This is a genomic window from Paenibacillus sp. J22P51 (assembly GCF_059692215.1).
Genome location: NZ_JCAUAZ010000001.1, coordinates 734,573 through 760,692, shown reverse-complemented (window position 1 = coordinate 760,692; position 26,120 = coordinate 734,573). Strand labels below are relative to the sequence as shown.

General features: G+C 45.4%; 24 protein-coding genes and 1 pseudogene. 10 read left to right on the top strand and 15 right to left on the bottom strand.

Going from position 1 to position 26,120, the window contains the following annotated elements; translation table 11 throughout:
- Positions 1 to 57: 57 nt before the first annotated feature.
- The 4 genes from AC58QC_RS02835 to AC58QC_RS02820 all read right to left on the bottom strand — a co-directional run bounded on the left by AC58QC_RS02835 (position 58) and on the right by AC58QC_RS02820 (position 5,003).
- Positions 58 to 1,161 (bottom strand): Ger(x)C family spore germination protein, encoded by a 1,104-nt coding sequence (locus AC58QC_RS02835; protein ID WP_497413683.1) that lies wholly within the window; start codon positions 1,159 to 1,161, stop codon positions 58 to 60.
- Positions 1,158 to 2,258, bottom strand: coding sequence for a GerAB/ArcD/ProY family transporter (locus tag AC58QC_RS02830; protein WP_497413682.1), 1,101 nt, complete (start codon positions 2,256 to 2,258; stop codon positions 1,158 to 1,160). The genes AC58QC_RS02835 and AC58QC_RS02830 overlap by 4 nt, the downstream gene beginning before the upstream one ends.
- Positions 2,255 to 3,694 (bottom strand): spore germination protein, encoded by a 1,440-nt coding sequence (locus AC58QC_RS02825; protein WP_497413681.1) that lies wholly within the window; start codon positions 3,692 to 3,694, stop codon positions 2,255 to 2,257. The genes AC58QC_RS02830 and AC58QC_RS02825 overlap by 4 nt, the downstream gene beginning before the upstream one ends.
- Before the next feature lie 163 nt (positions 3,695 to 3,857).
- Entirely contained in the window at positions 3,858 to 5,003 is a 1,146-nt protein-coding gene (locus AC58QC_RS02820; protein ID WP_497413680.1) for a THUMP domain-containing class I SAM-dependent RNA methyltransferase, read from the bottom strand.
- 136 nt (positions 5,004 to 5,139) lie between these two features.
- Here AC58QC_RS02820 and AC58QC_RS02815 point away from each other — a divergent pair, with 136 nt between their 5' ends.
- Positions 5,140 to 5,775: an O-methyltransferase gene (locus AC58QC_RS02815; protein ID WP_497413679.1), complete on the top strand. Its 636-nt coding sequence runs from the start codon at positions 5,140 to 5,142 to the stop codon at positions 5,773 to 5,775.
- A gap of 755 nt (positions 5,776 to 6,530) precedes the next feature.
- Here AC58QC_RS02815 and AC58QC_RS02810 read toward each other — a convergent pair.
- Positions 6,531 to 7,364, bottom strand: a complete 834-nt coding sequence (locus AC58QC_RS02810) for a metallophosphoesterase family protein (RefSeq protein ID WP_497413678.1) — start codon at positions 7,362 to 7,364, stop codon at positions 6,531 to 6,533.
- A 139-nt stretch (positions 7,365 to 7,503) separates the two neighbouring features.
- Between AC58QC_RS02810 and AC58QC_RS02805 the strand changes: the two genes are divergently transcribed.
- Together AC58QC_RS02805 and AC58QC_RS02800 are read left to right on the top strand one after the other, a co-directional pair.
- Complete coding sequence (locus AC58QC_RS02805) at positions 7,504 to 8,772, top strand: CapA family protein (protein WP_497413677.1); 1,269 nt, start codon at positions 7,504 to 7,506, stop codon at positions 8,770 to 8,772.
- A gap of 18 nt (positions 8,773 to 8,790) precedes the next feature.
- The gene (locus AC58QC_RS02800; RefSeq protein WP_497413676.1) at positions 8,791 to 9,417 is read left to right on the top strand and encodes a fumarylacetoacetate hydrolase family protein; all 627 of its coding nucleotides are present in this window, start codon (positions 8,791 to 8,793) and stop codon (positions 9,415 to 9,417) included.
- 76 nt (positions 9,418 to 9,493) lie between these two features.
- Here the strand turns inward: AC58QC_RS02800 and AC58QC_RS02795 are convergent, their stop codons facing one another.
- Positions 9,494 to 10,681, bottom strand: coding sequence for an HD domain-containing phosphohydrolase (locus tag AC58QC_RS02795; RefSeq protein ID WP_497413675.1), 1,188 nt, complete (start codon positions 10,679 to 10,681; stop codon positions 9,494 to 9,496).
- Positions 10,682 to 10,879: 198 nt separating this feature from the next.
- Between AC58QC_RS02795 and AC58QC_RS02790 the strand changes: the two genes are divergently transcribed.
- Positions 10,880 to 11,701 (top strand): DUF92 domain-containing protein, encoded by an 822-nt coding sequence (locus AC58QC_RS02790; RefSeq protein WP_497413674.1) that lies wholly within the window; start codon positions 10,880 to 10,882, stop codon positions 11,699 to 11,701.
- On the opposite strand, the gene AC58QC_RS02785 is transcribed toward AC58QC_RS02790, so the two are convergent.
- From AC58QC_RS02785 to AC58QC_RS02765, 5 genes and pseudogenes are all read right to left on the bottom strand, one after another.
- On the bottom strand, positions 11,691 to 11,996 hold the full coding sequence (locus AC58QC_RS02785; RefSeq protein WP_497413673.1) for a LapA family protein: 306 nt from the start codon (positions 11,994 to 11,996) through the stop codon (positions 11,691 to 11,693). The two genes, AC58QC_RS02790 and AC58QC_RS02785, sit on opposite strands and share 11 nt — an antisense overlap.
- A 118-nt stretch (positions 11,997 to 12,114) precedes the next feature.
- The gene (gene pepF, locus AC58QC_RS02780) at positions 12,115 to 13,905 is read right to left on the bottom strand and encodes an oligoendopeptidase F (protein ID WP_497413672.1); all 1,791 of its coding nucleotides are present in this window, start codon (positions 13,903 to 13,905) and stop codon (positions 12,115 to 12,117) included.
- A gap of 248 nt (positions 13,906 to 14,153) precedes the next feature.
- On the bottom strand, positions 14,154 to 14,336 hold the full coding sequence (locus AC58QC_RS02775; protein ID WP_497413671.1) for a hypothetical protein: 183 nt from the start codon (positions 14,334 to 14,336) through the stop codon (positions 14,154 to 14,156).
- Between the two features lie 276 nt (positions 14,337 to 14,612).
- Positions 14,613 to 15,254 (bottom strand): annotated as a pseudogene (locus AC58QC_RS02770) (TerC family protein); the annotation flags it as partial.
- 263 nt (positions 15,255 to 15,517) lie between these two features.
- A complete protein-coding gene (locus AC58QC_RS02765) occupies positions 15,518 to 15,763 on the bottom strand; it encodes a hypothetical protein (RefSeq protein ID WP_497413670.1) in 246 nt (81 codons plus the stop codon).
- A gap of 196 nt (positions 15,764 to 15,959) precedes the next feature.
- Here AC58QC_RS02765 and AC58QC_RS02760 point away from each other — a divergent pair, with 196 nt between their 5' ends.
- Together AC58QC_RS02760 and AC58QC_RS02755 are read left to right on the top strand one after the other, a co-directional pair.
- Positions 15,960 to 16,676 (top strand): class I SAM-dependent methyltransferase, encoded by a 717-nt coding sequence (locus tag AC58QC_RS02760; protein WP_497413669.1) that lies wholly within the window; start codon positions 15,960 to 15,962, stop codon positions 16,674 to 16,676.
- A gap of 127 nt (positions 16,677 to 16,803) precedes the next feature.
- Positions 16,804 to 17,001 carry a cold shock domain-containing protein gene (locus AC58QC_RS02755; protein WP_028556542.1) on the top strand — a complete coding sequence of 66 codons (198 nt, stop codon included), beginning with the start codon at positions 16,804 to 16,806 and terminating at the stop codon, positions 16,999 to 17,001.
- A 174-nt stretch (positions 17,002 to 17,175) separates the two neighbouring features.
- On the opposite strand, the gene AC58QC_RS02750 is transcribed toward AC58QC_RS02755, so the two are convergent.
- Entirely contained in the window at positions 17,176 to 17,796 is a 621-nt protein-coding gene (locus tag AC58QC_RS02750) for a TetR/AcrR family transcriptional regulator (RefSeq protein ID WP_497413668.1), read from the bottom strand.
- Positions 17,797 to 17,922: 126 nt separating this feature from the next.
- Here AC58QC_RS02750 and AC58QC_RS02745 point away from each other — a divergent pair, with 126 nt between their 5' ends.
- Positions 17,923 to 20,154 carry an MMPL family transporter gene (locus AC58QC_RS02745; protein WP_497413667.1) on the top strand — a complete coding sequence of 744 codons (2,232 nt, stop codon included), beginning with the start codon at positions 17,923 to 17,925 and terminating at the stop codon, positions 20,152 to 20,154.
- A gap of 392 nt (positions 20,155 to 20,546) precedes the next feature.
- On the opposite strand, the gene AC58QC_RS02740 is transcribed toward AC58QC_RS02745, so the two are convergent.
- The 3 genes from AC58QC_RS02740 to AC58QC_RS02730 all read right to left on the bottom strand — a co-directional run bounded on the left by AC58QC_RS02740 (position 20,547) and on the right by AC58QC_RS02730 (position 23,879).
- Positions 20,547 to 21,194, bottom strand: coding sequence for a nitroreductase family protein (locus tag AC58QC_RS02740; protein WP_497414063.1), 648 nt, complete (start codon positions 21,192 to 21,194; stop codon positions 20,547 to 20,549).
- Between the two features lie 151 nt (positions 21,195 to 21,345).
- Complete coding sequence (locus tag AC58QC_RS02735; protein WP_497413666.1) at positions 21,346 to 22,524, bottom strand: MFS transporter; 1,179 nt, start codon at positions 22,522 to 22,524, stop codon at positions 21,346 to 21,348.
- 20 nt (positions 22,525 to 22,544) lie between these two features.
- Positions 22,545 to 23,879, bottom strand: a complete 1,335-nt coding sequence (locus AC58QC_RS02730) for a multi antimicrobial extrusion protein MatE (RefSeq protein WP_497413665.1) — start codon at positions 23,877 to 23,879, stop codon at positions 22,545 to 22,547.
- Positions 23,880 to 24,050: 171 nt separating this feature from the next.
- Between AC58QC_RS02730 and AC58QC_RS02725 the strand changes: the two genes are divergently transcribed.
- The 3 genes from AC58QC_RS02725 to AC58QC_RS02715 are packed head-to-tail and all read left to right on the top strand — an operon-like array spanning position 24,051 to position 26,101.
- Positions 24,051 to 24,365: a hypothetical protein gene (locus AC58QC_RS02725; RefSeq protein ID WP_497413664.1), complete on the top strand. Its 315-nt coding sequence runs from the start codon at positions 24,051 to 24,053 to the stop codon at positions 24,363 to 24,365.
- A 28-nt stretch (positions 24,366 to 24,393) separates the two neighbouring features.
- Positions 24,394 to 25,026 carry a hypothetical protein gene (locus tag AC58QC_RS02720; RefSeq protein ID WP_497413663.1) on the top strand — a complete coding sequence of 211 codons (633 nt, stop codon included), beginning with the start codon at positions 24,394 to 24,396 and terminating at the stop codon, positions 25,024 to 25,026.
- A gap of 49 nt (positions 25,027 to 25,075) precedes the next feature.
- Complete coding sequence (locus AC58QC_RS02715; RefSeq protein WP_497414062.1) at positions 25,076 to 26,101, top strand: tetraprenyl-beta-curcumene synthase family protein; 1,026 nt, start codon at positions 25,076 to 25,078, stop codon at positions 26,099 to 26,101.
- Positions 26,102 to 26,120: the final 19 nt, after the last annotated feature.

Below are 26,120 nucleotides of genomic sequence, written 5' to 3'. Positions count from 1 at the left end.
TTTGCTTAGGTTGAGCTACGCAGAGGCAGATACGGGTACGTGGTGATACTTAAGTTGTTAGTCCAATACGCCGGTGTTTAGAATATTGATCTTAATGTCTGGCTTGATAGTAATCTTCGGATATTGCTCGCGCCACCAGTCCTTGCCTTTAAACAGCTTCGGATGAAAGGCAGCAACCTCTTGCCCAAGCTGTAAGCTATCGCAATTGGCCTTCTGCATGGTTGCAATCATGTTAGATGTCTTCGCGGTTAGATCATCTGCAATTTCCTTCTCCAACTCCGTGAGCATCTTGTTCGTGTGTTTCTTCACTTCAGATCCATCTTCGATTAATTTAAGATCTAGTTTTAACGAGATGTTAATTTCGCTAAGACCGTCATCATGATGGATAATATGGGCTTTCTTTTTGGCACGCTTGACCAGAGCCGTATAACGCTTTCCGCCAATGTTACCAACGAGTGGCTGGGATCTGCCCCATTCGCGATAAATCAGAACGGCTAGCTGTGTTTCCTCATTATTCAGATTGACGCCTGTATACTTTCCGTCTTTAAACAAAGCGGTACCTGCAAGGCGAGCACCGTTCCCATAAGGCTCGAACCGGTTGAGTGCGAAGTCGTCCATGAACCGCCCTCCCCCAAGTATATAATCGAGTAAATAGTTTGTAGGGATTATTCCTCTCTTTTGCTCATCTTCCATTAAGCCTACTAAAAAATCCGCTGCGGTCAGATCTTCTTTGAATTTTTTCGTAGCCAGCAGCTTGGAAAGATCGCCGTCATACACCGCTAGATAGCCGTATAACGGATTGTTTCTAAATTGACCAGTAATATTCAGATAGCTCAACGGCTGATCTTTGGCGAATTGGGTGCTGATTAGAAACAACCTGGTCTCAAGTACAGAAAGGATGCCAGGCATTTCTCTGTTTGTATTATTCACGGCGTCATAGATGTTATCGCCTCTTGACGCAAGGTATAAGTTATTCGCGGAGCCTCCTCCCTGAGATACATTTCGAAGCGAGGAAATAACAAAACTTACCTTGAGCTGCTTGCCGTCACCATCGTAATCGAGCCCGATAATGTCGGCAAAAAGCTGCTTCTTCAGTTGAGTCTGATCCCAGCATCCTGTCAGCAGCAAGCAAAGGATTAGTGCTGCAGTCACTCTCTTCATATCTCGCTCCTCCCAGCGCCTCGTAGTCTAGAAATCAAGAGCAGTACGGCAGGCAGAACAACGATCATAATGATAGAAATTACATCCTGAATCGAGCCGAATTTCAAAATGGATAAACGTTTTATCAGGAAGAAACTTCCTATGAAACAGACGCATACAATAGCCCATACCCAAATATGCTGCTTACCAAAGCCCTTACTGCGTAGATGCAGGAATGCTTTAGCCGCCATAAAGAAATATACATAGATCGTTGCCGATACAACGCATACATAGAAGATGAGGAACAAAATATCAATACTCTGTAAGATGTCAATCTTATAGTTCTTTAGAATAAAAACGATAGGCTCCGGAATAACGGAGAGCTGTTCCAAGCTGAACTTCATTGAGCAGATCAGGCAAACCCCAACATAGAACACGGCAGTGCTGGCGTTCGCCAATATCATCACAAGAAGCAGCTTCTTTTTGCTTGATGTCTGCACGTACGGGTAGGCATACAGAAGCAGATCATAGCCTATATAAGCGCTAAATGCGGTATAGACTCCCTTCATTACCGGTAACCAGCCGCCAGGTAAAACTGGCAGCAAATTTTTCACGTTAAGTCCGTAGATTCCGGATAAAACGATAAGCAAAAAACTGATGTAAGCGAAGATCATAAAGGTTTGCGATACATGAGCAAGCTGCTTTAGCGATGATGTTGCCGCATAGCCGCACACGATTAGAAGCATTAGAACGATGATCCATCTAGGCGTCTCCACAAACAGCCATCTTCTTAATATGTCGGCATAAAGCACTGTCAACAAGAGTCCAGAAAGGGCGTAATAGATTCCATATACCAAATTGATGCAAGATCCGATCGGTTTGCCGACAATAAGCGGGATATAGGCAAACAAGTTACGTGCCGGATATCGGCTGCCAAGCCACCAGATCAGCACGATGCCTACCTCTGCGACCAGTCCGCTTAGCAATACCGCCAGCCAAGTATCATGACCGGCCGTTCCAGCCAACACATGGGGGAGGGATATTACTTCGGTTCCGAGCTGAGCCATGATCACGAGCGAGATCAGCTGTCTTCCAGTGATGGTTTCTTCCTTCCTCAACGCTTCCAACTCCTTGGATTCCGTATCCTTGTTCGATTGTTCGGCGCCGTTCCTCCTGGCCGGTTGCGCAGGCTCCAAAGAGGAGCACGAAACAGCGTATCCTTCATATCACTAAAGGAGAAGGGCGGCGTATAGTAAGGGAGCCCCATCGTAGTCATTTGGCATATGTGTATACAAATCATCATGATGAAGAAGGCGAGACCAAATAAGCCGAACAACGAGGATAGTAGGAGTGCAGGATAGCTTAGCAGGCGAACTGCGCTGCTCATCTCGTACGATGGCAGGACGAAGGAGGCCATTCCGGTTAAAGCAGCAACGATAACCATAGTATTGGACACCAAATTGGCCTGAACGACCACCGTTCCGAGGACAATACCGCCAACTACGCCGATGGTTTGAGCGACGGGACTCGACAGCCGAATCGTCGCTTCTCTTAAAATTTCAAGCACGAGCATCATCACAAGCGCCTCTAAGACTGGCGGAAATGTGACGTATTTCAGCGAGCTCTGCAGCGTATTGACGAAATTGATCGGCAGCAGCTGGGGATTAAAGGCACTGACCCCCACATACAGGGCAGGCGCCGCAAGTGTTATTAAAAAGCAGCAGATTCGCAATAGTCGAAAGAAGGTGCCTAACAGCCAACTGACTTGGTAATCATCTGGACTTTGGAAAAAAGACCAGAACGATACCGGCAGGATGATCGTATCCGGTGAACCTGCCGTGCCAATGACGACCTTCCCCTCCATGAGATAGGCACGCGCACGGTCAGGCCGTTCCGTAATGAGCAGTTGTGGAAACAGGCTGAATTCCTTCTCACGGATCATTTCATCGATAAATCCTGGCGCTTCGACATAATCAATGTCAATGCTTCTAAGCCTTCTGTCCACTTCCTCATAGAACTCTGTCTTAGCAATAGATTTTATGTACATGACAGCTACCTTCGTCTGCGAGAGTCGTCCTAATGTATACGTTTTTACGATGAAATCCTTAGAGTTGATCAGCTTGCGCATCAGGTTGATGTTGGTATCTAAATTCTCAATGAACGCTTCGTTCGCACCGCGTAAAACCCGCTCATTGGTCGGAATATTGATGGAGCGCTCCTTCTTTAAATCCACCCCTAACAGGTAAAGTTTCTTCTCGCCCCCGCGATACAGCACAACTTTACCGTACATAATGGCTTGAACCGCTTCCTCCATTTGTTCGCTTTCGGCATAGTCTAGAATCGAAACGACGTCGCGGATCGCGTCCTGAGGACGGAGGAGTAGTGGTTTCAGAATAAAATCTTGTACGAGGGAGGTATCGATCAACGTGTCGAAATAAAACAACCTGTGCTCCGTTCCCCCAAAGATCAGCTTTTTCGATTGAAAGTCGCTTTGTTCGGAGAATAGCTGGTTGAAATAGTGATCTATCACTTCAATCGATGAATTTGTTTTCATATGGTGTCCTCCCTTCATAACCGATGTCTTACTTTTACCCAGAATTTTCAAAATTATGTAAGGGTCATGTGGGAACGAGTACGAAGTTCCAAATAGTGGCTAAAAAAATCCCCTAAGCAGATTAACTGCTTAGGGGATTTTTTATAATAGTTTAAATTTCAATTTATTGCTGTCTACGTGGAGGTAAAGGACCCAGGTACTGGAACAAATTACATTCGATCCGACCGTTAAATAACTTGCGCTTCTTATCAGCGCGGCGGTTCATATAATGCTCGAGCTGGGTGCTCGGGCTGAGTATAAACAGACTCCACGACGGCATCGGTCGTGTTAATGCACCGAGCTCACGCAGCGCCAGCTCGACATCCGGTGCTTCACCAAGACGCTCGCCGTACGGCGGGTTGGTGATCAAGCAGCCATAGTCGCCGCGCGGGCGCGCCTTGGCGATCGGCTCAACCTTCAGCTGGAATTGCTTCGTCAATCCAGCTGCCTTGGCGGCCGCCTCCGCCACTTCGATGGCGGCAGGGTCAATATCGCTGCCGACGATGTGCAGCGGCACGTTGTCTTTCACCGCGTCGAAGGCTTCGTCGCGGGCTTTGTCCCACAGCTTGCGGGGAATGTTCCCCCAAGCTTCACTAGGGAAGCTGCGCCGCAGGCCTGGCGCAATGTTCCAGCCGATCATCGCGGCCTCGATCGGGATGGTTCCCGACCCGCAGAACGGGTCGTAGAGCGGCCGATCAACGTTCCATCGGCTCAGCAGAATCAATGCTGCCGCCATGGTTTCCTTCAGCGGCGCTTCGGTCACGAGCTTGCGATAGCCGCGCTTGTGCAGGCTGGGACCGGTCGTGTCGATCGTTAATGTCGCGATATCGTTCAGAAGGGCGACTTCAATCACGTAGCGTGCCCCATTCTCGGGGAACCACTCGGTACCGTAGCGTTGCTTCATCTTTTCAACGACAGCCTTCTTGGCGATTCCTTGACAAGCTGGAACGCTCGATAGCTGTGACTTATGGGAGCGACCCTCGACAGGGAATTCGGCATCGTTCGGGATCCAGTCTGGCCAAGCGAGAGCTTTGGTGCCTTCGAATAGCTCATCGAAGGTAGTTGCTTTGAATTGCCCCATAAGCACGAGGACGCGATCTGCCGTACGCAGCCAAAGATTGGTGCGACAGATAGCCAATTCGTCACCAAAGAAGCGGACTCGTCCATTCTCGACGGTCATTTCCTCATAGCCGAGGTCACGGATTTCACGGGCAACGATTGCCTCAAGTCCCATCGGGCAAGTGGCGATTAGTTCAATTTTTTGTGGCATAGGTATAGTCCTTCCATCCGGGTTGTACAACGCTCAGAAAACTCATACAATTAACAAGTATAGGACAAATAGGTTACACTTACAAACGGGTAATGCAAAGACCATACATTTGCTGCGAATTTAGGAGGACAAATACATGGAAACTATTACAGCAGAAAGCTATATGGAAGGGTTATATGAAGAAGATGCCGTACTTGCAAGGGTCAAGGAAGTCATCGTCGCTCATAATATGCCTGAAATCTCCATCGCGCCAGGTTATGGCAGACTATTGACGATGCTGGTCACTATGATTGGCGCGAAGCGGGTGCTAGAGATTGGTGCGTTAGGCGGATACAGTGGAATTTGCTTGGCGAGAGGGTTAAAAGAGGGCGGCAAGCTCATTTCTCTGGAGCTTAAGCAGGATTTCGCCGATGTAGCGAAGCAAAACGTGACCGAAGCTGGACTTGGCGAATTCGTTGAATATCGCATAGGCGAAGCACTTGATCACTTGAATGATCTGCTGGAGCGGGGAGAGCGCTTCGATTTCTTCTTTATTGATGCGGATAAGGTGAATTATCCGAACTATTTGGAACTAGCGATCAAGCTGGCGAACCCTGGCGCAATTATTGCGGGAGATAACACGCTGATGCGCGGCAAAGTCGTTGATGAGAAGCAAACCAAGGCTTCCGTTCAAGCGATGAGAACGTTTAATCAGCGGATCGCGACAGATGAAAGGTTGGAGAGCACAATCCTCCCGGCGTACGACGGGTTGGCTCTAGCTCGCGTGAAATAGAACGTTTTGTGAAAAAAGAGCGATCGACTGCTGGGCAGCTGATCGCTCTTTCTCTCGTGTTAGGATGCTTTTTCGCGAATATGTAATTCTGACTCTATTTTTATTTGTGGTTTAACCTGCGAGATTGGTAACTGATCTTGTTGAGTGGGGGAGAGTCGGGTCGTTTGTTGTTTCTTGAAGCTCATTGTGCTTAGGCTGTTCCAATAGATAAACAAACACTCAGCACACACGATAATCAGTATGATTTTACGCCAGTTTAGCTTCATTCGTTACCATGCCTCACTTTCCATCATTCACCTATATTAGCATGAAGTGGAATTAATTTCCATCATTATTCATCCAAAGGTAAAATAGTGCTGAAGCGATTGGCCGACCGATTGAAAGCGTAGACTGAATTCATAGAACCGATTGATACCCCAGAGCCAATTGAAATCGCATCACCGATCAAATAAATGGAAAAAGTCCATCTAATCTCACTGATTTTGAACTGAAATAAGGAATAAATGGAAAAAATCCATCTAATTTTCATGCTTTTCGCGTAACGGGGAGTTGAGGGGAAATTAGCTACATAAAATCCAGTTAGTTGAGCAAATGAGAGGTTTTCGCTGAAATTAACTGGATATTTTCCATTTATCTGCGGTGGCGTACTGTGAAGTGGTGCGTGTGACCCCCAAACAAATTCCAACAATAGTCAGTTAAAGCACGTCCTGCTAATACACTCGAATCCTAGCCTCGCCACGCATCTGCCAATAAACTCAATTCCCCAAATGCACTAAACCTGTTGTAATCTCCAACTCGTACCTTCGACTATCCGGCATCTGTACTTCATAGGCCATTTGTACAGCTCTCGCGACATCATATGGTACACGCACGAATTGAAGTGCAAACCCTGATGGAATCAAGGGGGCCGCCTCACCTTCGATTACACAGTAACAAGCCTGAGGTATGCCATCATATGGAACACCGACGCTCCCTACGTTGAACAGCAGCAGCCCACTGCGCTCCGCAATACTTGCACTCTGCACAGCCTGGTCATTCTGCAGAAGCCCTGCACTTCCCCCATCACTGGCATTCCTCTCCGATGGATTGTTCAGAGTCAGCATATACGGGATATGAATATCCCCATAACCAACAATATCAGGCTCATTCCCATCAGCGGGAGTTCCGGTCATTTCCGTATTTACAAACATCGCTAATCGCTCTTTCTTGGAAGCTTCACGCTTCAAACGATGAAAAACACTTTGTGCTGACGCGTGGAACAACCGAACATGCTTCCCGCTGAGCTTCATATCGATTGAGAAAGGAAGCTGCTTCAAATAGGCTAGACGCTCATCGCCTAACGATTGCTGCTGCCACAACCCAGCAGGCAGCTCCTGGGGAAGCGTAATGCCTAAATCCCAGTTGCCTTGTACTACAGCTTCACAGGTTTGCATAATGAGGTCTACCACTTCAGCTGAGCTAGGCCCTTTGCCAACAAGATCGCCTAAACAGAAGATACGTGTGATGCCTCTGCGCTTAACATCGTGGAGTACTGCTTCTAAAGCAGGTAGGTTTCCGTGAATATCTGAAATAATGGCGATTTTCTCCAAGCGACTCGTTTCCTCTCTTTTCCTATGCAATGCTTCTGTTATACCACAAGGTAGACAATCTGAAAATGTGAGTCTCTCCCTATTACCCAACGATGTCGACATCTGTTATAATTTGTAGGGGGAAAGGGGAATGTTTTAATTGGAATCCAGACAAGAACGTCACGGTAAATCGAAAAAAGATTCAAACCCGAGCAAAAAGCCTTCACTTAAAGTGTTGGGTGGCTTCACAGTTGCAGCGGTTGCTTGTTTTGCCATTGGAATCGGGGCTTCCTATTGGACCTCCAATTATAATAATGGGGAAGAAGACGGAGCTGCTTCAACACCTATGGCGATCATTTCGCCAAAACCAACGACGTCCACTCCGAATGGCAATTCGGCTGTGCAGGTTAGTCCCAAGGCTACTACCGACGTTACCTCGACACCAACACCTTCTGCAAATGCAACAGCGGTTAATCAAGAGGGAACAGGCGCACAAGTGAAGTTAACTTTTGTGGGTGATGTAATTATGGCCTCCAAAGTGGAAGATATCCTAAAGCAAAAAGGCTATGATTACCCGTATACGAATGTAAAAGATTTCTTAACTAAAGCTGATTTTACAATTGCAAATTTGGAATCACCGATAACGACTCGAGGAACTGTTCAGAGCAAAGAGTATGTGTATCGTTCTTCGCCTGAGGCGCTGCCACCGCTTAAACAAGCTGGGGTCGACATTGTTAACTTAGCCAATAACCATGTGATGGATTATGGGACTGAAGGCTTGTTGGATACGATGAAAGCACTGGACCAAGAAGGCATTAAGCGGGTGGGAGCCGGCAAGGATAATCTAGAAGCCTATCAACCTGTGATCGTGGAAAAAGACGGCCTGAAGATTGCTGTGTTTGGTTTCAGTCGAGTTGTTCCAGAAGCTTCTTGGAAAGCTGCTCCTGGCCATCCTGGCGTTGCAGAAACTTACAGTTACAAGCTGCCTGTTGAAGCGATTCAGAAAGCCAAAGCATCCGCTGATCTTGTAGTTGTTGTGGCTCATTGGGGTGTAGAACGCGATGACAATCCGGATAAAAATCAAAAGGAGCTCGCGCATAGGTACATCGATGCAGGTGCTGATCTGATTATCGGCGGACATCCGCATGTTCTGCAAGGCTTTGAGCAGTACAAAGGCAAATGGATTGCTTACAGTTTAGGCAACTTCATCTTTACGACAAATGACACCCCAAAAACCTGGGAAACTGTCATTTTGGAAGCTGCCTGCACGAAGGATAAGTCCTGCTATATTCACCTTGTACCGATTTTGACCAAATCAGCACTGCCGACTCCGATGAATGCTGAAGATGGAGCCAAGCTTTTTCAACGTTTAAGTCAAATCTCAATTGGTGCGCAAGTGGATGCTCAAGGAAATTTGATTAAGAAATAGAATAGGAGTTCATCTAACATGACAGCTACGATCCGAAATATTTATTGCGTGGGACGCAACTACCGCGCACATGCCGCAGAGCTTGGGAACGATGTTCCTGATCAACCGATGATTTTTACGAAACCAACACACGCGTTAGCAGATATTGATGGCAGCGCCATATCTCTACCTAGTGACCAAGGTGAGATTCACTTTGAAACTGAACTCGTCCTACATATTGCGAAGCCGTATACTGAAGGTATTAAAGTCGATGAGATCGTGGATCAATACGCACTTGGGATTGATTTCACACTCCGTGATGTACAGAATGTGATTAAGAAAAAAGGCCAACCTTGGCTGCCTGCCAAAGGCTTTCTGAAGTCCGCGCCAATCACGGCTTTCCGTCCGTTCCCAGGAGCTTCCGAATTAACGAAGTCGAACTTCCAGCTTCGTCAGAACGGGCAGGTTGTTCAAGATGGCAACATCTCGCTCATGATCTTTGATCTTCAGACGATCATCGACTACATTGCGAAGCACTATGGATTGGGTCCTGGCGATATCATCTACACAGGAACGCCTGAAGGTGTAGGTCCTGTCAAAGACGGCGACCGGTTGGAGCTATTCTGGGATGAAGAGCAATTCGGAGCTTTTACCGTTAACGTATAGCAAAAAAAGGGCAGTCTCCAAGGTCGCCATCGACCTGAGAGAACTGCTCTTTTTCCTTTGTACATTATGTACTATGTTATGTTTCAACTGGATTGGCCAAGGCAGCATCCGAGTATTGCTCTCTTACACGGAGAATTGCCGGTAATTGTTTGAAAAAGGCATCAACCACATCAGGATCGAAATGCTCTCCGCGTTCCTCTTGAAACAATTGCAGGATCCGATCGAGCTCCCAAGCTTTCTTGTAGACACGATCACTGCCCAACGCATCGAAGACATCGGCAATGGCTGTAATACGTCCGTAAATATGGATCTCATCCCCTTTAATGCCGCGGGGGTAACCACGCCCGTTCCATTTCTCATGATGTTCATAGGCAACAATAGCTGCTGTTTTGAGAACATGACGGGTCGAATTCCGGAGTAGATTATAGCCGATCAACGTGTGATTTTTCATGAGCTTGAACTCTTCATCCGTCAGCTTGCCGGGCTTATTGAGCACTGCGTCAGGAATAGCTACCTTGCCGATATCGTGCATTGGAGAGGCGATTTTCAATAGCTCTGCTTCTTCTTGATTCATGCCTAACTCAAGCGCTAGCAAATAAGAATACTCAGCAACACGCTTCACATGATTTCCTGTTTCCTTAGAGCGACTTTCGCCAATTTCGCCCATACGGAAAATAATTTCTTTCTGCGTTTCTTCAATTTCCATGGTTAGCAAGGCAGATTCTAGTGATTTTCCTGCGTATGAGGATGCTAGTGTTAAATATTCCATGTCTTTATCGGAAAACTGCTCGCTCGCCGTTAGCTTATTAATCGCTTGATAGGCCCCCATAATCTCACCTTGACTATTCTTGAAAGGAATAACCATCAAGGCTTTTGTGCGGTATCCTGTTTGTTGATCCGTGCTCAAGGCGCCATTTTGCAGATAAGATTTATATTCCTCATTGGTATAAGCATCATGAATGAAAACAGCTTGATCATTGGTCACCGCGTAGCCGACAAGGCCGGCTGAGCTTGGAATCCGAATTTCATCCAGCCCATGAGCCACTTTGGACCAAAGCTCATTCTTTTGTGTATCGAGCAGCCAGACGGTACAACGATCGGAGACAATCATCTCACGGCCCATATCCGCCATCAGCATAAGTACATGTTCAAGAACTCGTTCATTCGCAATTTTGGAAGCGTAGTCGAAAATGACACGCAGCATTTCTTCGGGCTCCAGGTCTCTTTTGAAACGGGAATGGGGTATGAATTGTTCTTGCTCCATGTCAGCCTCCTATCGCTTATCCCTTTCATAGTATCATATAATTGGTTGTTTATGGTTAAGAATCTGCAGAAATAACCGAATGTTGTCGAATTTAGATTACAAAGTAGGACAATAAAGAGATTTAAGTGGTCTATGATACAATATACATAATAATTTTTGCGCAAAAAAAAAGAGAAATGAAAGGGGAGAATCCTGATTATGCCGTGGGTTTATGGATTTGCTGGAAGCGTGATTATAGCAGGCGCAGCCTATTGGAAAAGATCCTTATCCTTATCCGGGCTGATTGCAGCAGTGCTGCTGGGAACGACGATGTATGCGCTCGGCAGCCTAGCGTGGTTCGGCACACTTATCGCTTTTTTCATTTCATCCAGCTTGCTGTCGAAGCTGGGGCATCAGCGTAAAGAGGCAGCGGAAAGCGGCTATGCCAAGGGTGGAAGACGAGATGCAGGACAAGTCGCTGCTAATGGGGGCCTTGGTTTACTTCTATGTATCGGAAATGCCATCTGGCCAAATCCTGTCTGGTGGTTTATATATTTGGGCGTTATGGCAACAGTCAACGCGGATACATGGGCAACAGAAATTGGTGGGATGAGTAAGTCAATTCCCCGGTCTATCTTGAGCGGGAAGCGGGTAGTTGCAGGAACTTCAGGCGGGATTACGGGACTAGGATTGATAGCCTCCTTGCTCGGTGGGGCGTTTATTGGTCTTGTTGGGGGTATTTTCAACCAGCTTGCGGAGTCACCTGAGGTGAATAGCTCTATTTTTATTCTGGTCTTGCTGGGTGCAATTGCTGGATTAGGAGGTTCACTCTTCGATTCCTGGCTCGGGGCAACGCTGCAGGTTATGTTTCAGTGTGAGGTTTGCGGTAAAACGATTGAGAAGCAAGAGCACTGTAACCGCAAAGCAAGGCAAATCCGTGGTCTCCGAGGGATGAGTAATGATGTGGTTAACGCGGGATCCTCATTCATCGGAGGGTTAATTTGCCTGACTTTAAGTATTTTACTAACGTCTATACACTAGGCTCGTTCTGTTCTAGGTTTGATCCCGGAGACGGTACGGCTGCCGGATGTAGAGCTTCTTGAAGCTGCTTCTCCAGTTGCTTTACTTTCCGCTGTAGCTTGTATTGGCGAACCATACCGAAGAGACCTACAATTAATCCGCCTAATAAGGTTGAGGTTAAAATGACGAGAATGAGAGGCGTGGATGTCGTCGTGAACATAAAGTTCACTTGTACGGGGTCCACATTGACGACAGCAAAAACCGCAGTAATTAGAGCAAACACTAAAGCACTGATTAGAATCCATTGCATCTTCATGTAGCCATCATCCTCTCTTGTTTAAGAAAAAGGTTGAAAGCCTCTGCTTTCAACCTTTTTCTTTACTTGCTATCCGCCCTCGACTTTCAGTTGGAGGGAGGTTTCTATCCTTGTATCGCTACTTCGTAAGCTCTTCCATTTGATCCAGCAACGAGCTGAATACGCTCATAGCTTGTTTGATCGGCTCAGGTGTCGACATATCCACACCGGCCTTTTTGAGAATGTTCAGCGAGTAGTCACTGCCGCCGCTCTTAAGGAAGCCGAGATAGCGATCAACCGCAGGCTGGCCTTCATCCAAAATCTGCTTCGCAAAGGAGGTAGCAGCAGAGAAGCCTGTCGCATATTTATACACATAGAAGCTGTTGTAGAAGTGAGGAATACGAGCCCATTCCATCTCGATATCTTGATCCACGACCATATCGTTGCCATGGTATAGCTTATTCAAGCCATAGTAGATTTCACTGAACTCTTGTGGTGTTAGGGAATCACCTTGTTCGGATTTCTCGTGTGTAATCATTTCGAATTCAGCGAACATGGTTTGACGGAATACCGTCGTCCGGAACTGATCTGCATAGTAGGTAAGCAAATACATTTTTTCCTTCGGATCGGTTACACGTTTCAATAGATAATCCATGAGCAGGGCTTCATTCAGCGTTGACGCGACTTCAGCTAAGAAAATCGTGTATTGTGCATAACGATATTCTTGGTTCTCATCCGACAAATAGGAATGAATCGCGTGACCCATCTCATGTGTCAACGTAAACATGCTGTTTAAGTTGTCTTTATGGTTCAACAGCACGTAAGGATGAGTGCCGTAAGCGCCCCAGCTGTAAGCGCCGTTTCGCTTATTCTTGTTCTCATACACATCGATCCAGTGGTTGTCGAAGCCGTCTTGAAGAATTTTCAAATAATTTTCGCCTAGTGGAGCTAAGCTTTTCTTGATTTCTTCTTTCGCTTGCTGGTAGGTAATATCCATTTTGAACTCTTCAACAAGCGGTGCAAATAGGTCATACATATGTAACTCATCGACCTTGAGCAGCTTTTTACGGAGTTTGAGATACCGCTGCAGCTGTGGTAAGGATTCGTGAATGGTAGAAATTAAGTTCGTATAGACTTCTTTCTTAATATTATCCCCGAACAGCGATGATTCAAGAACAGAAGGGTAATGACGTGCTTTCGCATAAAAAATGTTTTTGTTGATGTTCGCGCTTAGTGTAGCGCCAATCGTATTGCGATTGTTGCGATACGTTTCATAAACGGCTTTGAACGCATTTTTTCGAACCTCAGGATCCCGGCTTTCTAAGAACTGAATATAGCTGCCGTGGGTAAGTTCGACTTCTTCACCTTTTTCGTTCTTCACCTTCGGGAACTTCAAATCTGCATTGTTCAGCATGCCGAAAATGGTGCTAGGCGCTCCAGCCATCGTACCCGCTTGAGCAAGAAGAGCTTCTTGTTCTTTGGATAACGTATGTGGCTTCTGACGAATCATTTCTTCGAGTGTATCTTTATAAAAAGATAAGGAAGGATCACTCACAAGCTGCTGAAGCTTCTCGTCTGATAGGCTTAGAATTTCAGGAGAAATAAAGGAAGCCGCTTCGCCTACCTCGACACTGAGTTTCTTTGCTTTTTCCGATAAGGCCTGATAAACAGGTTCTGCTGTATCTTCATGATGCTTCATGTTGGAATAGACATATAATCTTTCCATTTTCACAGAGAGTTCATCTTCCAATTGGAAAATTTGCTTCACGGAAGCAGCATCGTTAAGTTTTCCTTGGAAGGCACTGACTTTGCTAAGCGAGCTTTTCACTTCTTGAAATTCCTGATCCCAAGCCTTCTGATCGGCAAATAAATCCTCCAACTGCCAACGGTGCTCGGCCGGTACTTGCTTGCGTTCCAATAATTGAGTCATCGGAGCCCTCCTGTCCTTGTTCTGAGATTGGGGTAAGCTGGTATCCTTTGCGTGTAAATCAGCTATGGGGATTGAGCTTAGAAGAATTCCCATTGCAGCCGTTACATAAATCCAACGCATTGCGGTCACGCTCCCGGCATGTTCCCATGAGGGACGTTCTAACTGAAATCCCATATCATGGTTTTCACCTAGTATGACCGATTGCGTGTTCAATTATGATTATATGAAAAAGCTGGAAGGAAGTAAATTCAAGTTCCTGCTCGGAAGAAGCTAAGCAAGATCAGAACGAAGGATATGGAGACCATAACAATCGCCAGTAAGGCCAGATAGCGTTTCATTTGTGCCGGAAGGCTGTCTTTTTTTATAATCAAAATGATCGCCAGGCAAAAGGATACAATTACAAATGTGAGAATAGATCCAGAATCGGTCATCGAAAATCATCCTTTTTCCTATAGAGTATGATACTTGCTTCGTATCATACTAATTTTCGCTACGATGGGTCAAACACCTTTTTATCCGGCATGCTGCATAGTGTCTCTCGTCGTCTCCTCATCTTCCTCTTTAACGAGAATGAACTTGCCGCGCGAATCCATTTTGACAGTGTAGCGATCCTCTGGGGATATCTGTGCTTCTTCACTAAGCTCCTTGGGAAGTGTTAATTGTCCGCTATCTCCGACGTGCACCTGATAACCAATCATTTTCGACCATTTGCCTGCTCCAAGCACAATAACGATGAGTAGACCAATGAATAACCATTTGCCTAACGGGTTGGACTCGAAGAAGGGGGATAAGAACTTTTCTCCCGTAATCATTTTTCCTGCGGTAAGTGCAAGTACACCCGCACCGATATAAATAATGGATGGAAACCTTTCGATCCACTTAATGAATAAGGTGCTGCCCCAGACGACGATAGGGACACTGATGAGCAGACCGATGATCACAAGCAGGAAATTTCCATGTGCCGCACCAGCGACTGCGATGACATTATCTAACCCCATGACGGCATCTGCGATAATAATGGTTCGTATAGCCGCCCACATGCTGTCCTTCGCTTGCATATTCTCATGATTTTTCTTCTCGCTTAGAAGTTTATACGAAATCCATAGCAGCAGGATCCCCCCGATTAGCAGCAGGCCGGGTATTTTGAGCAGTGTGACAACAATCAGCGTGGCAAGTGCACGAATAATAATGGCACCGACCGTTCCCCAGAGAATGACCTTCTTTTGTGTTTCCTTTTTTAAATTACGTGCAGCCATCCCGATCACAATTGCGTTGTCCCCTGCCAGCACCAAGTCAATCAGAATAATGCTAAGCAATGAGATGAAAAAGCCTGTTGATAACCAATCCATACGCGAACACACTCCTTCAGGGTTTTTGGATGCAAAAAGAGCCCAGCACCTTTTGACCGGTGAAGGCTCTAATTCATCAAAAAAGACCTTCACCAATGAACATGGCAAAGGTCTTGCTAACAACGTTGTCGTTGCCAATAAAGCCGGGATCTGATGAGGATCCGAATTGACGACTTTACTGTATCAGCTACTCCCCTTTGGAGTGTTACTATTAGATTATACGTTTATTATATGCTTAGCGTTTCAAAATAGACCTCATTTTTTTATACGTTTTTAAACGCATCCATGATCGCTTGCCATTCTTCTTCGGTGCCATCGAACTTATCTTTGGCAAAACGCTCGTTGGCCCAGTGCAACATGGCAGGTCGTCCAATAAATGTGTGACATTCTTCGCCCCATTGGTCGGTGATTTCGGTCAAGACGATTTTCGTACCTTGAACCTCGACATTGAGCATATTCCATTTATCTTTTTTATAAATCGTATGTCTTTTGAAAGGTTGATGTGACATAGCTGTTCCTCGTTTCTGTAATAAGCTTATAGATGTCTTTAATCGTATCATAAAATGCTGTTATTTCCAAACAGGCCTACCGTTTTTTCGTTGTATTACGTTATTTTCATATTGCGGTACAGAAACCCTCATGTTAGAATTTTCCTAATCCTTTCCAGAGGGAACGGGTTATGAGCTGAGATGAGGAGAGATGAGCATGGAACAGAAGCGTGTTTATGAGCAAGTTGGGGTTGCTATGACCTCGAGATCGTATGTGGAATACGAGAAAATGTTTATGTTACAGACAGCCGATTTAATTGGAAAACGTGTATTGGATGTCGCCGGTGGCGCATCGTCGTTTACAACAGAAGCAAGGCAGCTTGGTATCGACGCAGAAGCGGTTGATCCGTTATATGAGAAGTCGCCAAGTGCAATTGCTGAGCATGGTCGGCTAGAGATTGAACTTGTCGCTGAGAAGATGGCGAAATTAGTAAATGTCTATGACTGGACGTTTTATGGTTCTGTCGAGCAGCATAAAGCAGGACGCATACATGCTTTACAGCGATTTATTGAAGATTATTCAAGCCCGGAAGGGGCAGCAAGATATCATCAAGCTTCTTTACCTTCGCTACCGTTCGAAGCGGAGAGCTTCGACCTCGTGATGTGCAGCCATTTTTTATTTCTATATGAAGAGCAATTTGATTTTGCATTTCATTTGGCAGCAATTAGAGAATTGCTTCGTGTGTGCAAACCAGGCGGCGAGGTTAGATTATATCCGCTGCTTAGTTTCCGACAAGTGGAATATGCTCAGCTCCATGTCCTAGTCAGCGAATTGGAAAGGGACAGATTTACCGTTCAGAAGAGAGAAGCTAGTCTACCTTTTCTACCGAATTCTCATCAATATTTAAGCATAAAAAAAGAGCCCACTGCATAGTGGAAAACCTTGGTACATCAACAAATTTCAGCTTATCCACCTCGGAATTTCCGTTGATTTTTCACCATGCAAATGGTATAATTTCCTTATTCGTCATAGATGGCGATATTTTTAGGAGGTTGTTCATTTGAAGGGTACAGTGAAATGGTTTAACGCAGAAAAAGGGTACGGTTTTATTTCTGTTGATGGAGGCGACGATGTATTCGTTCACTTCTCCGCAATTCAGGGCGAAGGATTCAAAACATTAGAAGAAGGCCAATCCGTTGAGTTTGATATTACTCAAGGTAACCGTGGTCCTCAAGCAGCTAACGTCACCAAATTATAAGATACTGGGATTCCCTACTTATAAATAGTGTCATAGCACAAGCAATAAAGACAGTTCTCGGGTTCACTCGGGGCTGTCTTTTTTGTTCCCTTTAAATGGAATCATTCATGAAAGAAGCAAGCTCAGCAATGCCTTGACAGGGAGATTGCATAGGATTGCTTCTTTAACGTTGACTCATTTCGGCGGGTATAAGCCGTGCCATAGAATGTCGATAATTTGCTTAGCGGCTTGCCCCTCATGAGGAAACATTTTATCTCCATCTCCGTCGCGCGCATGGCCCATCATGAGGAGCGAGGTATAGGCGCGAGCTATCACGCGAGGATCTACAGGACCGATTTCACCGGACTCGATCGATTTCCTGAATTCATTCTCCAGCGCATCCAAGATGCCCTGCTCGGATTTACGCATGGCCTTCATTTGCTCCTCGGAAAGTGTAGCTTCCATTTTGCGCATGAAGGAATGCAGATCAAAATCGATCGCTTTCAGATGTCCTTCTGTAATTCCGAGCAGCCGTTCACGAAGCGATACGGGCTCGCTTAATCGTTGGATCGTAACGCGTTTTACATTATCCATCAATAGGACCATTGAGGCTGTAAGCAGGTCCGATTTGGAAGGGAAATAATAATAGACCGATGCTTTTGTAACCTGGCACTCTTTGGCGATATCGTCCATAGAGACAGACTCGAAGCCACGAGATAGGAATAGTGGAATGGCTGTCATTAAAATTTTTTGATTAAGAGGGATTTCTCCCTGTGAAACGCGGGGTCTGCCAAGTGGTTTTGATTTTTTCACCATAAGTTTGTGTCACTCCTGAGACGAATCTAAATAAAACTTGATTAATTAACTATGTAGTATATATAATTAATTCGGTTACAAGAATAATTATATCACTATTTCACATTTTGGGAGAGAGGCTACACGATGCATGAAAATCCTTTATTCAGTAGAATTGGCAGTATAGTTGCAGGTCGCCGCAGCAAATGGGTGACATTGGCCATTTGGATTTTACTTACAGGCATTTTATCTGTCTTTCTACCTAACGTCAACTCACAAGAAAATAATACTGCTCGGCAACTGCCAACGGATTCGTGGTCGCTTGAAGCCGCTGCCCTGGTGAAGGAGCAGTTTCCAAGTAATGAAGGCGTTCCTGCTCTAGTTGTTTGGTATCGTGGAACAGGTTTGATCGATTTGGATTTGGCTGCTGTTCAAAAGGTTGCCAAGCAGCTAACAGATGCCCCGTTAGTCGGGCAGAAGGGATTGCCTCCGCTGCATACCATGCCGGTGCCAGTGCTAAAAAGCATGGTATCCAAGGACGGTAAGCTCCTGGTTCTACCGATTTCATTCAACGAAGGAACGGAAACGGAAGTCCTCCAGGAAAGCATGGTCAAGCTGGAAGAGGTCACGGTCAGTCAATTAGGGAGTGATCCCTTCGAGGCTAACGTAGACGAAGACGGACTGCATGCCCGAATTACGGGGCCGGTCGGCATTCAAACGGACGCAACGGCGCTTTTCAAAGGAGCAGACTTTACGCTGTTGTTAGCAACGGTACTGCTTGTACTGCTGCTGCTCATTTTACTGTATCGCTCGCCAATTCTGGCCATCATTCCATTAGTAGGCGTAGGATTTGCCTATGGGGTTATTTCACCTCTACTTGGATTTATGGCTAAGCAAGGTTGGATCACGATAGACGCACAATCGATCTCGATTATGACAGTACTGCTCTTTGGTGCAGGAACGGATTATTGCCTCTTCTTCGTTGCCCGTTACCGACAAGCGCTACTGGAGGAGAACAACAAGTATAACGCACTTCGTACATCATTCGGAGGTTCAACCGGCGCGATTGGGATGAGTGGACTTACCGTTATTGTTTCCTTGCTCGGCTTGTTATTTGCACACTATGGTTCGAATCACCGCTTCGCGATTCCGTTCAGTGTCGCCATCTTCATCATGGCATTAGCCAGTCTTACACTGGTTCCAGCGCTGCTTGCCATCATCGGCCGCGTGTCGTTCTTCCCATTCATTCCATTGACGGACGAAATGAGAGCAGAGAAAGAAGCGCGCAAAGGGAAGCGCATTCGTGAGCAAAAGCCTGTTGGTGCAATGAATGCCGCGCTTGGACGTGTGGTCACAGAAAAACCAAAAAGTGTGCTGGTCATTTCTTTAATCATTCTTATTGCGCTTGCTGCTTTTGCCCCACAGATGAAGTTCACGTATAACATTTTGGAATCGTTCCCCTCCACGATGCCGTCACGAGAAGGCTTTACCTTACTATCGGAGCATGTTTCACCAGGCTCACTAGCTCCTGTTAAAGTGATAGTGAATACGGAAGGCAAGAATGTAGATGTTCAAGGAGCACTTGCGAATCTGTCTTTTGTAGAATCGGTAAGTAAACCAGAGGCAAGTAAGAAGGACACCAACTACAAGGCATATGAGTTGATTTTCAAACAAGATCCCTATGATCTGGAGGTTATCAATCGGATTCCTGAGATTCGGAGCACCTCGGAACAGAAGCTGATAGAGGCGGGCGTAGCTTCACCGCAGGTGTGGGTTGGTGGTGAAACGGCTACGCAATATGATACGAAAACTGTTGTAGAGCGCGATACGAAGATTGTCATTCCTATTGTTATCTCCGTGATTGGGATACTCTTACTTGTATATCTACGTTCTATTGTTGCAACCGTCTATCTAATCGCAACCGTGTTGCTTTCCTATTACTCGGCTTTAGGTGCAGGATGGCTCATTTTGCACTATTTCATGGATACGGCGGCTATCCAAGGATTAATTCCGCTGTATGCGTTCGTCTTCCTCGTAGCCTTAGGAGAGGACTATAATATTTTCATGATTTCGAGCATTTGGCAGGCAAGGAATCGGTTGAAACTAAAAGACGCCATTCGATTGGGCGTAAGCTCAACGAGCAGCGTTATTACTTCAGCAGGTTTGATTTTGGCAGGCACATTTGCGGTTCTAGCCTCGCTGCCGATTCAAGTGCTTGTGCAGTTCGGAGTTATCTGTGCCGTTGGTGTCATTCTAGATACGTTCATTGTAAGGCCGTTCCTCGTACCTTCGATTACCATGCTGCTTGGGGATGCTGTTTTCTGGCCAAGTAAAGTGAAGAGAGGGTCACAAGAAGCTTTATCCGACAATTCATTTTAGGTAAAAAAAGAGGGTTTCCCAAAAGCCGTGTGTTTGGCTAGGGCCCTCTTTTAGCAATTATTCCCCTTGTAGTTGTGAATACACGATGAGTCTTGAAAAATGCAAAAGTGCATCCTTTTTTATCGAAGTAACCTCTCAATCTGGAATGGATGCAAAAGTGCAACAATTTTTCCCGGGGCTCCTCAATTTGGCACCTTGTCGGCCCTAAAGGATGCGCTTTCGCACTAATTTATAGATGTTCGGCCGATTTCCACGAAAATAAGTGTATTTTAGCATCATTGATCAATTTGCGCTTACACAAGTCGTATTTACGATTTGCAATAAACAAAGGAGCTAAGCGTAAACACGCATTAGCTCCTTTTCCGTTCAAATATTAGCTTTTCCAGATAAGGTTAGTCGATAATTTGAAGAATATCGTCAACTTCCTTGCGGGCCATTTTCCCTGGTCTTTCCTTCGGATAGCCAAGAGAAATCACCATGTTGATTTGATATTCAGCCGGAATCTCCAGATATGCTCTGATTTGATCCTGTGCTAACAGCACGGGGCCTGTCATAGGGCATGTTGCTAGGCCTCTAGCGTGAGCGGCAAGCATCAGGTTCTGAGAAGCTAGGCAGGAACTCTTGATGCCTTCTTCAGCCCAAACATGGTCATCAACCAATTGAATGGGGTCGAAGATACGATCACGGAACTTGGATTCATACGGTGTCGCCAAGCAAATGATGAGAACAGGCGCATCCGAGAAGGCCGTCGCGTAAGGTCCGAAGGATCTCACGAGCATGCGTGCTTCTCTGGATAGCCCCTTCTCCTCAGCGTCCGCGGCACGCAGATGGAGCTGATCCCAGGTCAATTGCTCAATATGTTTGATCTTTTCTGTATTTCGAATGGCGATAAATTTCCACGTTTGGGAATTCGTATCACTAGGAGCGTACCGCGCACAGTCGATTATTTCTCGAATATCTTCAACTGCGACTTCTTGCTCTGTAAAATTACGAATGCTGCGTCGTTCAAGAACGATGGCTTTGAAATCTTCATACATCATAGTAAATGTGTACCTACCTTTGCTGCTCATATTATTCTGTGTGATTTTATTACTTGGTACTAAGACTATATCATTATAGGGGAGATCAGCTGGGAGTACAACTACCGCGACACCGAAGCTAGTAAAGCTGTTAGAAGTGACGACTTCTTTATCATCGACTAGGAAGGGCATCCTCATTCTTTTGAAACAGATATGTACACAGAAAACCGATGGCTGACGTAGTCGATAAGCAAGCGGCTATTAGATAAACGGTACTGCCGCCAGTCTCATTATAGATCCAACCGCCTGCCATGCCGCTTATCAAGCCAGCGATACTGGACCAGGCAACTGCGAATATGGCTTGGCCAGAGGAACGATACTCATCCGGAATAATTTGGCTCAAATATCGATTCGCTGTGAATAAGAAAACGCCGAAAGTTAAGCTGTGGAGAAGCTGAATGCCTATGATCCAAGTAGGATCTTGGATAATGCTCATCATCACGAAGCGGAAGGCGTAAATCACACCAGCAAAGGCAAGTAAGGGAAGCTCCTTAAAGCGATGCCCATGCTTGCTCAGATAGAAAAATACAGGAATCTCGCTAAGTGCCGATGTCATCCAAGCATAGCCAATGAGCGAATCGGAAGCGCCTAACTGACGCATATAGAGTGCTAAGAATCCATCATTGAACCGATGGGAAACCGACATGATGATCACGAGTGTAAGGAACCAGATGAATTTTTTGGAGCGGATGATTTTCACCATACCTCCGAAGGCCATCTTCTTGCCGCCTTGACGCGTATCTTTCAATAGAAAAAGTATGATCAATGTACAGCCTATCGTGATAAAAAGCAGGACAGGTGTCAGTCCGGTGCCATATGCTCGCAGTAATAAGCCGAAGCCGCCAGCAGCAAGCGCGAAGCCGATAGAGCCGTACGCGCGGAAGGAGGCGTAGCTTTTCCCGCTGGAGCGGATATGCAGCATAACTTGGCTGTCATTCAAGGAGTTAACCGGCTGCTGGAAGAAGAAAAAAGCCGCCAAGCAGACATAGAGCAAGGAGAACCAGCCTGCTGTAAATACCAGGACCGCCGTTACTAGCTGACCAAGGATCAGAATGATCATGATCTTCTTTACGGTTTGATACCTATCGCTCAGGAAACCCCAGAGCAGGTTGGTTGCTATACCAATCAACGGCCCGATGGCATATAACAATCCGATTTGGATTTTGGAATATCCTTTGTAATCGAAATAAAGCGGGAAAAAGGTAACAACAATTCCCATCGTCATAAAAAAAGAAAGAGTAAACATTTTAAGCAATCGATCATTCATATCGATCGAATTTGATTTGGACAAGCGTAATCATCACCATTTCATTACTTATTTTCTTGAGGTTGGCCAGGTTGCTGGACGTCAGCAGTTCGTTTGAGGACATAGATAACGACAAGCAGCTCTGCTAGCATGCCCATCGATTGCGCTAGCGCGCCAATCATTCCGTTCCAGTCTGGAACAGTTGCAATGGCAACGAATAAAGTGAATACCGTAATAGTAGCATTCGCAGATTGCGAGAAAACCATGATTTTTGTTTGGCCCCGCAGCATGATAATGCCATTCATATAATCAAGCCAAGGAAATACAATCGTCATAATCATGAAAATTCGCATGGCGCTCAGGCTGGCTTGTCTTAACTCGGCATTCACACCCATGACATGTGTCATAAACCAAGGGCCGATCGGAGTATAGGCCAGTATGGCAATGAGTGTTCCTGGAATGAAGCTCAGCAGGAGAATGAATTTTTTTACTCGTTCAGCATCCTTGCGATAAAAATTTAGAACGATTTGATGTATGTACGAGAAAAAACTCATCACTAATTGAGTTAAGGATCCAGCGATCGCAAAGGACGAGATGGCGAGATGGATATGTGTTGTTTTGCCTAACATAGCATTAATAGATGGCCCAATAATAACGGCAATAACAGATGAATATAATAGCGGTTTATAAAAGCTGAAAATTTGCTGCTTCGTCTCAATCGGATGGTTGGGTGCTTTCTCTGGAATGACACGCTTCAGTAAGCTTGTACCTTCCCAGATAGCAACAGTAGCCTCAATGATCATACCGACTAGGAAAATAATAGCACCAACGCGGCCGCTCGACACATTATCCGTCATGATGAAATATAAGGATAGTAAGTACATTGCGATAATCCTGACACCCATACCGATCGTTAGCCATTTGGTACGCATGTTGAAAATAATAATCCCGTGAAATAAACAACGCAGCCCGGAGAAGATGCTAACGTACATGAGAATGCGATATACACTGAGAGTAGCGGCAAGTATTTCGCGTTCCACACCGAAAAAATAAAGAAACACCCATTGGCCAACCGGTGTATAACAGAGTATGAGACCAAGTAATATGATACAGGCAAATACATAAGAGCTGACAACGCCCATGGCGCGGAACGAAACCCGATCCCTGACGAGTGCAGAGCAAGCTTGTCGTAGCAATACAACGGGTCTCTCAGTCAGTCCTAGAAGACTTAGGGGAATGGCATAGGTGGCGATGACGAGCTCGGGATTATCCGCCCTAGCCAAAGTACTATTGATAATAACATGCGAGAGGGTTACAAGCGTTGCAGACAGTCCGAGGGGGAGGAAAAAGGAGATGAGCTGTTGCCATGTGATCGTTTCTTTTAATGCCTTAGCGGTCATCCAAATCGCACTCCTTCGTATATTGCAAAACATTTCTTAAGTATATCAGAAAATGAAATCAGGTTGACATACAATTTTAACTGGAAACCCAAGGTTTGAAGTGATACATTTAAAGGTAGAATGTTTCTTGAACAAGACAGACTGTTTTGCCTGCAAGGAGGTACATAAGGAATGAACAGTTATTTTCAGTATGATGAGAGGCTTGGTATCGAGATTCCCGTTTTGGAATTGGAATGGGAAATGTATGATGCTGCCGTTCGCATCAATCTCTTGTTACGGTGGGAGCAAATAAGAGGCATTATCCCAGATCGTATTATGAAATTGGAAGCACAAATAATTGAAAAGCAAAATAAACTCGATAAGGAAGACGATTTTGTAACATCCTGTTGTTTGAATTCCGATATTGCTGACTTGGCTTCAATCATAAATGATCTTCATCTCTGGTTCCGTACTAATCAGGATTTGGAATCAAAAACCCACCATTAATGGTTGTCAATGAAGGGAGAATGACTGCATGCATAGCAATAAAGATGGGATTAACTGGCTTGGGACGATAGCAAAACCTCTTCTGGAGCATCTCCCAGCGCTTTATCCGATTGAAGAGTGGGATGTCGCGATGGATTCACGTATAGAAGCACTCTCAGCTGCGCTAATTACAGAAGGAAGTCCTGAGCAGCTGCCCTATGGTCAAGCCATAAAAGCAGGTCTCTTTCTCCTAAATGAAAGTCTGGATAAATCGCATGATATTTCGCAGGAAATTACGAATGCTACGGGAAGCTACTGGCATGCGCTTATGCATCGAATGGAAGGCGACTATAGTAATGCGAAATACTGGTTTAATGATGTTGGCCATCATCCTATTTTTTCTAATCTTATCCAATGTGTAAGAGATAATTTATCGCTCAAGGATTTTGTTGAATTGGAAAATGATGCTCTTCGTCATAAGCTTGAAGTGCTTGTAACATCGCCAGTTTGGAATCCATATGTATTTATTGATGTCATTGAAATCCAAGTGTCACTCGTGCAGAATCCTACAGTGGACAGTTGGTTACGTCACATACAGCGAGCTGAAATGCAGCTATTACTTCAATTCTGCTATGAACAAAGTTGTGGAGGAAGTTTGCTTGAAGCAATTGGACAGAAGTAGGATAAGGATTAGGAGCCATGCGAAGGTTCCGCAAGGACCTATTCGGTTGATGATCAGTGTGTATCGCTATATTTTACCAGATGTCAATGAACAGCTGATCCGCTGGAAAAGTAAAGCTGCGAATATTCCCGATGAAGAGCTTCGTACTCAAGCATTAGCAAGCATTGCTGCGAAGCAATTCCATTGTCAAGGAGGAGCTGTGTATGCAGCTGCTCATTTATCGATGCGTCATGTGCTCATTCCACTTATCGTAGCTTTCCAATCCATTAGCGACTATTTAGATAATTTATGTGATCGCAGTACGTCACTGGATCCATTGGATTTCCGCCAATTACATCAATCGATGCTAGATGCGGTTGATCCAGCGAAGCCTCAGCATGATTACTATGCTTACAGAGATGAGAAGGATGACGATGGATATTTAACTGAGCTTGTCCAGCAATGTCAGACTTCGATAAGTCAGATGCCATCGTATTTGAAGGTAGCTGACCAAGTGAAAGAGTTCGTTGGCTTATACTGTGATTTGCAGGTGTACAAGCATATACGTAAGGATTTGCGTGAAGCTCAGCTGCATCAATGGTGGAATAACCATCACCATAAGTTTCGTCAAATTGATTGGAATGAGTTTGCTGCTGCTACGGGCTCAACCTTAGGCATGTTTATGTTGTTTTTGGCTGCGTGTGATCCCATTCTGACGGACAAGCAGGTGGATTCCATTCGGGAAGCTTATTTCCCTTATGTTTGTGGTCTACATATCCTGCTTGATTATCTGATTGATCAGGAAGAAGACAGGGAAGGCGGCGACCTGAATTTCTGTACCTACTATGACTCATTGGATACAACCGTAGAGCGAATCGCTTTCATTGTGCAAGAGGCGAGGAGTAAAATTTTGTTCTTGGAACATCCGAGATTTCATCGTATGATAATCGAAGGTTTGCTTGCTCTCTATTTATCTGACCCTAAGGTCAACAGTCAACACCAAGTGAAGAAAATTTCAAAGCGTCTGATGAAAAATAGTCCTTTAACAAGGCTCTTTTTCTGGATAAATAGCATGTATATCCGTACGACATCATGAGTGTCATTCACAAGAATTA

Coding starts and splice junctions, on each gene's coding strand:
- AC58QC_RS02745 (WP_497413667.1), top strand. CDS start 17,923: ATGCATGAAAATCCTTTATTCAGTAGAATTGGCAGTATAGTTGCAGGT.
- AC58QC_RS02835 (WP_497413683.1), bottom strand. CDS start 1,161: ATGAAGAGAGTGACTGCAGCACTAATCCTTTGCTTGCTGCTGACAGGA.
- AC58QC_RS02760 (WP_497413669.1), top strand. CDS start 15,960: ATGGAACAGAAGCGTGTTTATGAGCAAGTTGGGGTTGCTATGACCTCG.
- AC58QC_RS02765 (WP_497413670.1), bottom strand. CDS start 15,763: ATGTCACATCAACCTTTCAAAAGACATACGATTTATAAAAAAGATAAA.
- AC58QC_RS02720 (WP_497413663.1), top strand. CDS start 24,394: ATGCATAGCAATAAAGATGGGATTAACTGGCTTGGGACGATAGCAAAA.
- AC58QC_RS02820 (WP_497413680.1), bottom strand. CDS start 5,003: ATGCCACAAAAAATTGAACTAATCGCCACTTGCCCGATGGGACTTGAG.
- AC58QC_RS02740 (WP_497414063.1), bottom strand. CDS start 21,194: ATGATGTATGAAGATTTCAAAGCCATCGTTCTTGAACGACGCAGCATT.
- AC58QC_RS02825 (WP_497413681.1), bottom strand. CDS start 3,694: ATGAAAACAAATTCATCGATTGAAGTGATAGATCACTATTTCAACCAG.
- AC58QC_RS02795 (WP_497413675.1), bottom strand. CDS start 10,681: ATGGAGCAAGAACAATTCATACCCCATTCCCGTTTCAAAAGAGACCTG.
- pepF (WP_497413672.1), bottom strand. CDS start 13,905: ATGACTCAATTATTGGAACGCAAGCAAGTACCGGCCGAGCACCGTTGG.
- AC58QC_RS02715 (WP_497414062.1), top strand. CDS start 25,076: ATGATCAGTGTGTATCGCTATATTTTACCAGATGTCAATGAACAGCTG.
- AC58QC_RS02785 (WP_497413673.1), bottom strand. CDS start 11,996: ATGAAGATGCAATGGATTCTAATCAGTGCTTTAGTGTTTGCTCTAATT.
- AC58QC_RS02815 (WP_497413679.1), top strand. CDS start 5,140: ATGGAAACTATTACAGCAGAAAGCTATATGGAAGGGTTATATGAAGAA.
- AC58QC_RS02775 (WP_497413671.1), bottom strand. CDS start 14,336: ATGACCGATTCTGGATCTATTCTCACATTTGTAATTGTATCCTTTTGC.
- AC58QC_RS02750 (WP_497413668.1), bottom strand. CDS start 17,796: ATGGTGAAAAAATCAAAACCACTTGGCAGACCCCGCGTTTCACAGGGA.
- AC58QC_RS02725 (WP_497413664.1), top strand. CDS start 24,051: ATGAACAGTTATTTTCAGTATGATGAGAGGCTTGGTATCGAGATTCCC.
- AC58QC_RS02800 (WP_497413676.1), top strand. CDS start 8,791: ATGACAGCTACGATCCGAAATATTTATTGCGTGGGACGCAACTACCGC.
- AC58QC_RS02730 (WP_497413665.1), bottom strand. CDS start 23,879: ATGACCGCTAAGGCATTAAAAGAAACGATCACATGGCAACAGCTCATC.
- AC58QC_RS02790 (WP_497413674.1), top strand. CDS start 10,880: ATGCCGTGGGTTTATGGATTTGCTGGAAGCGTGATTATAGCAGGCGCA.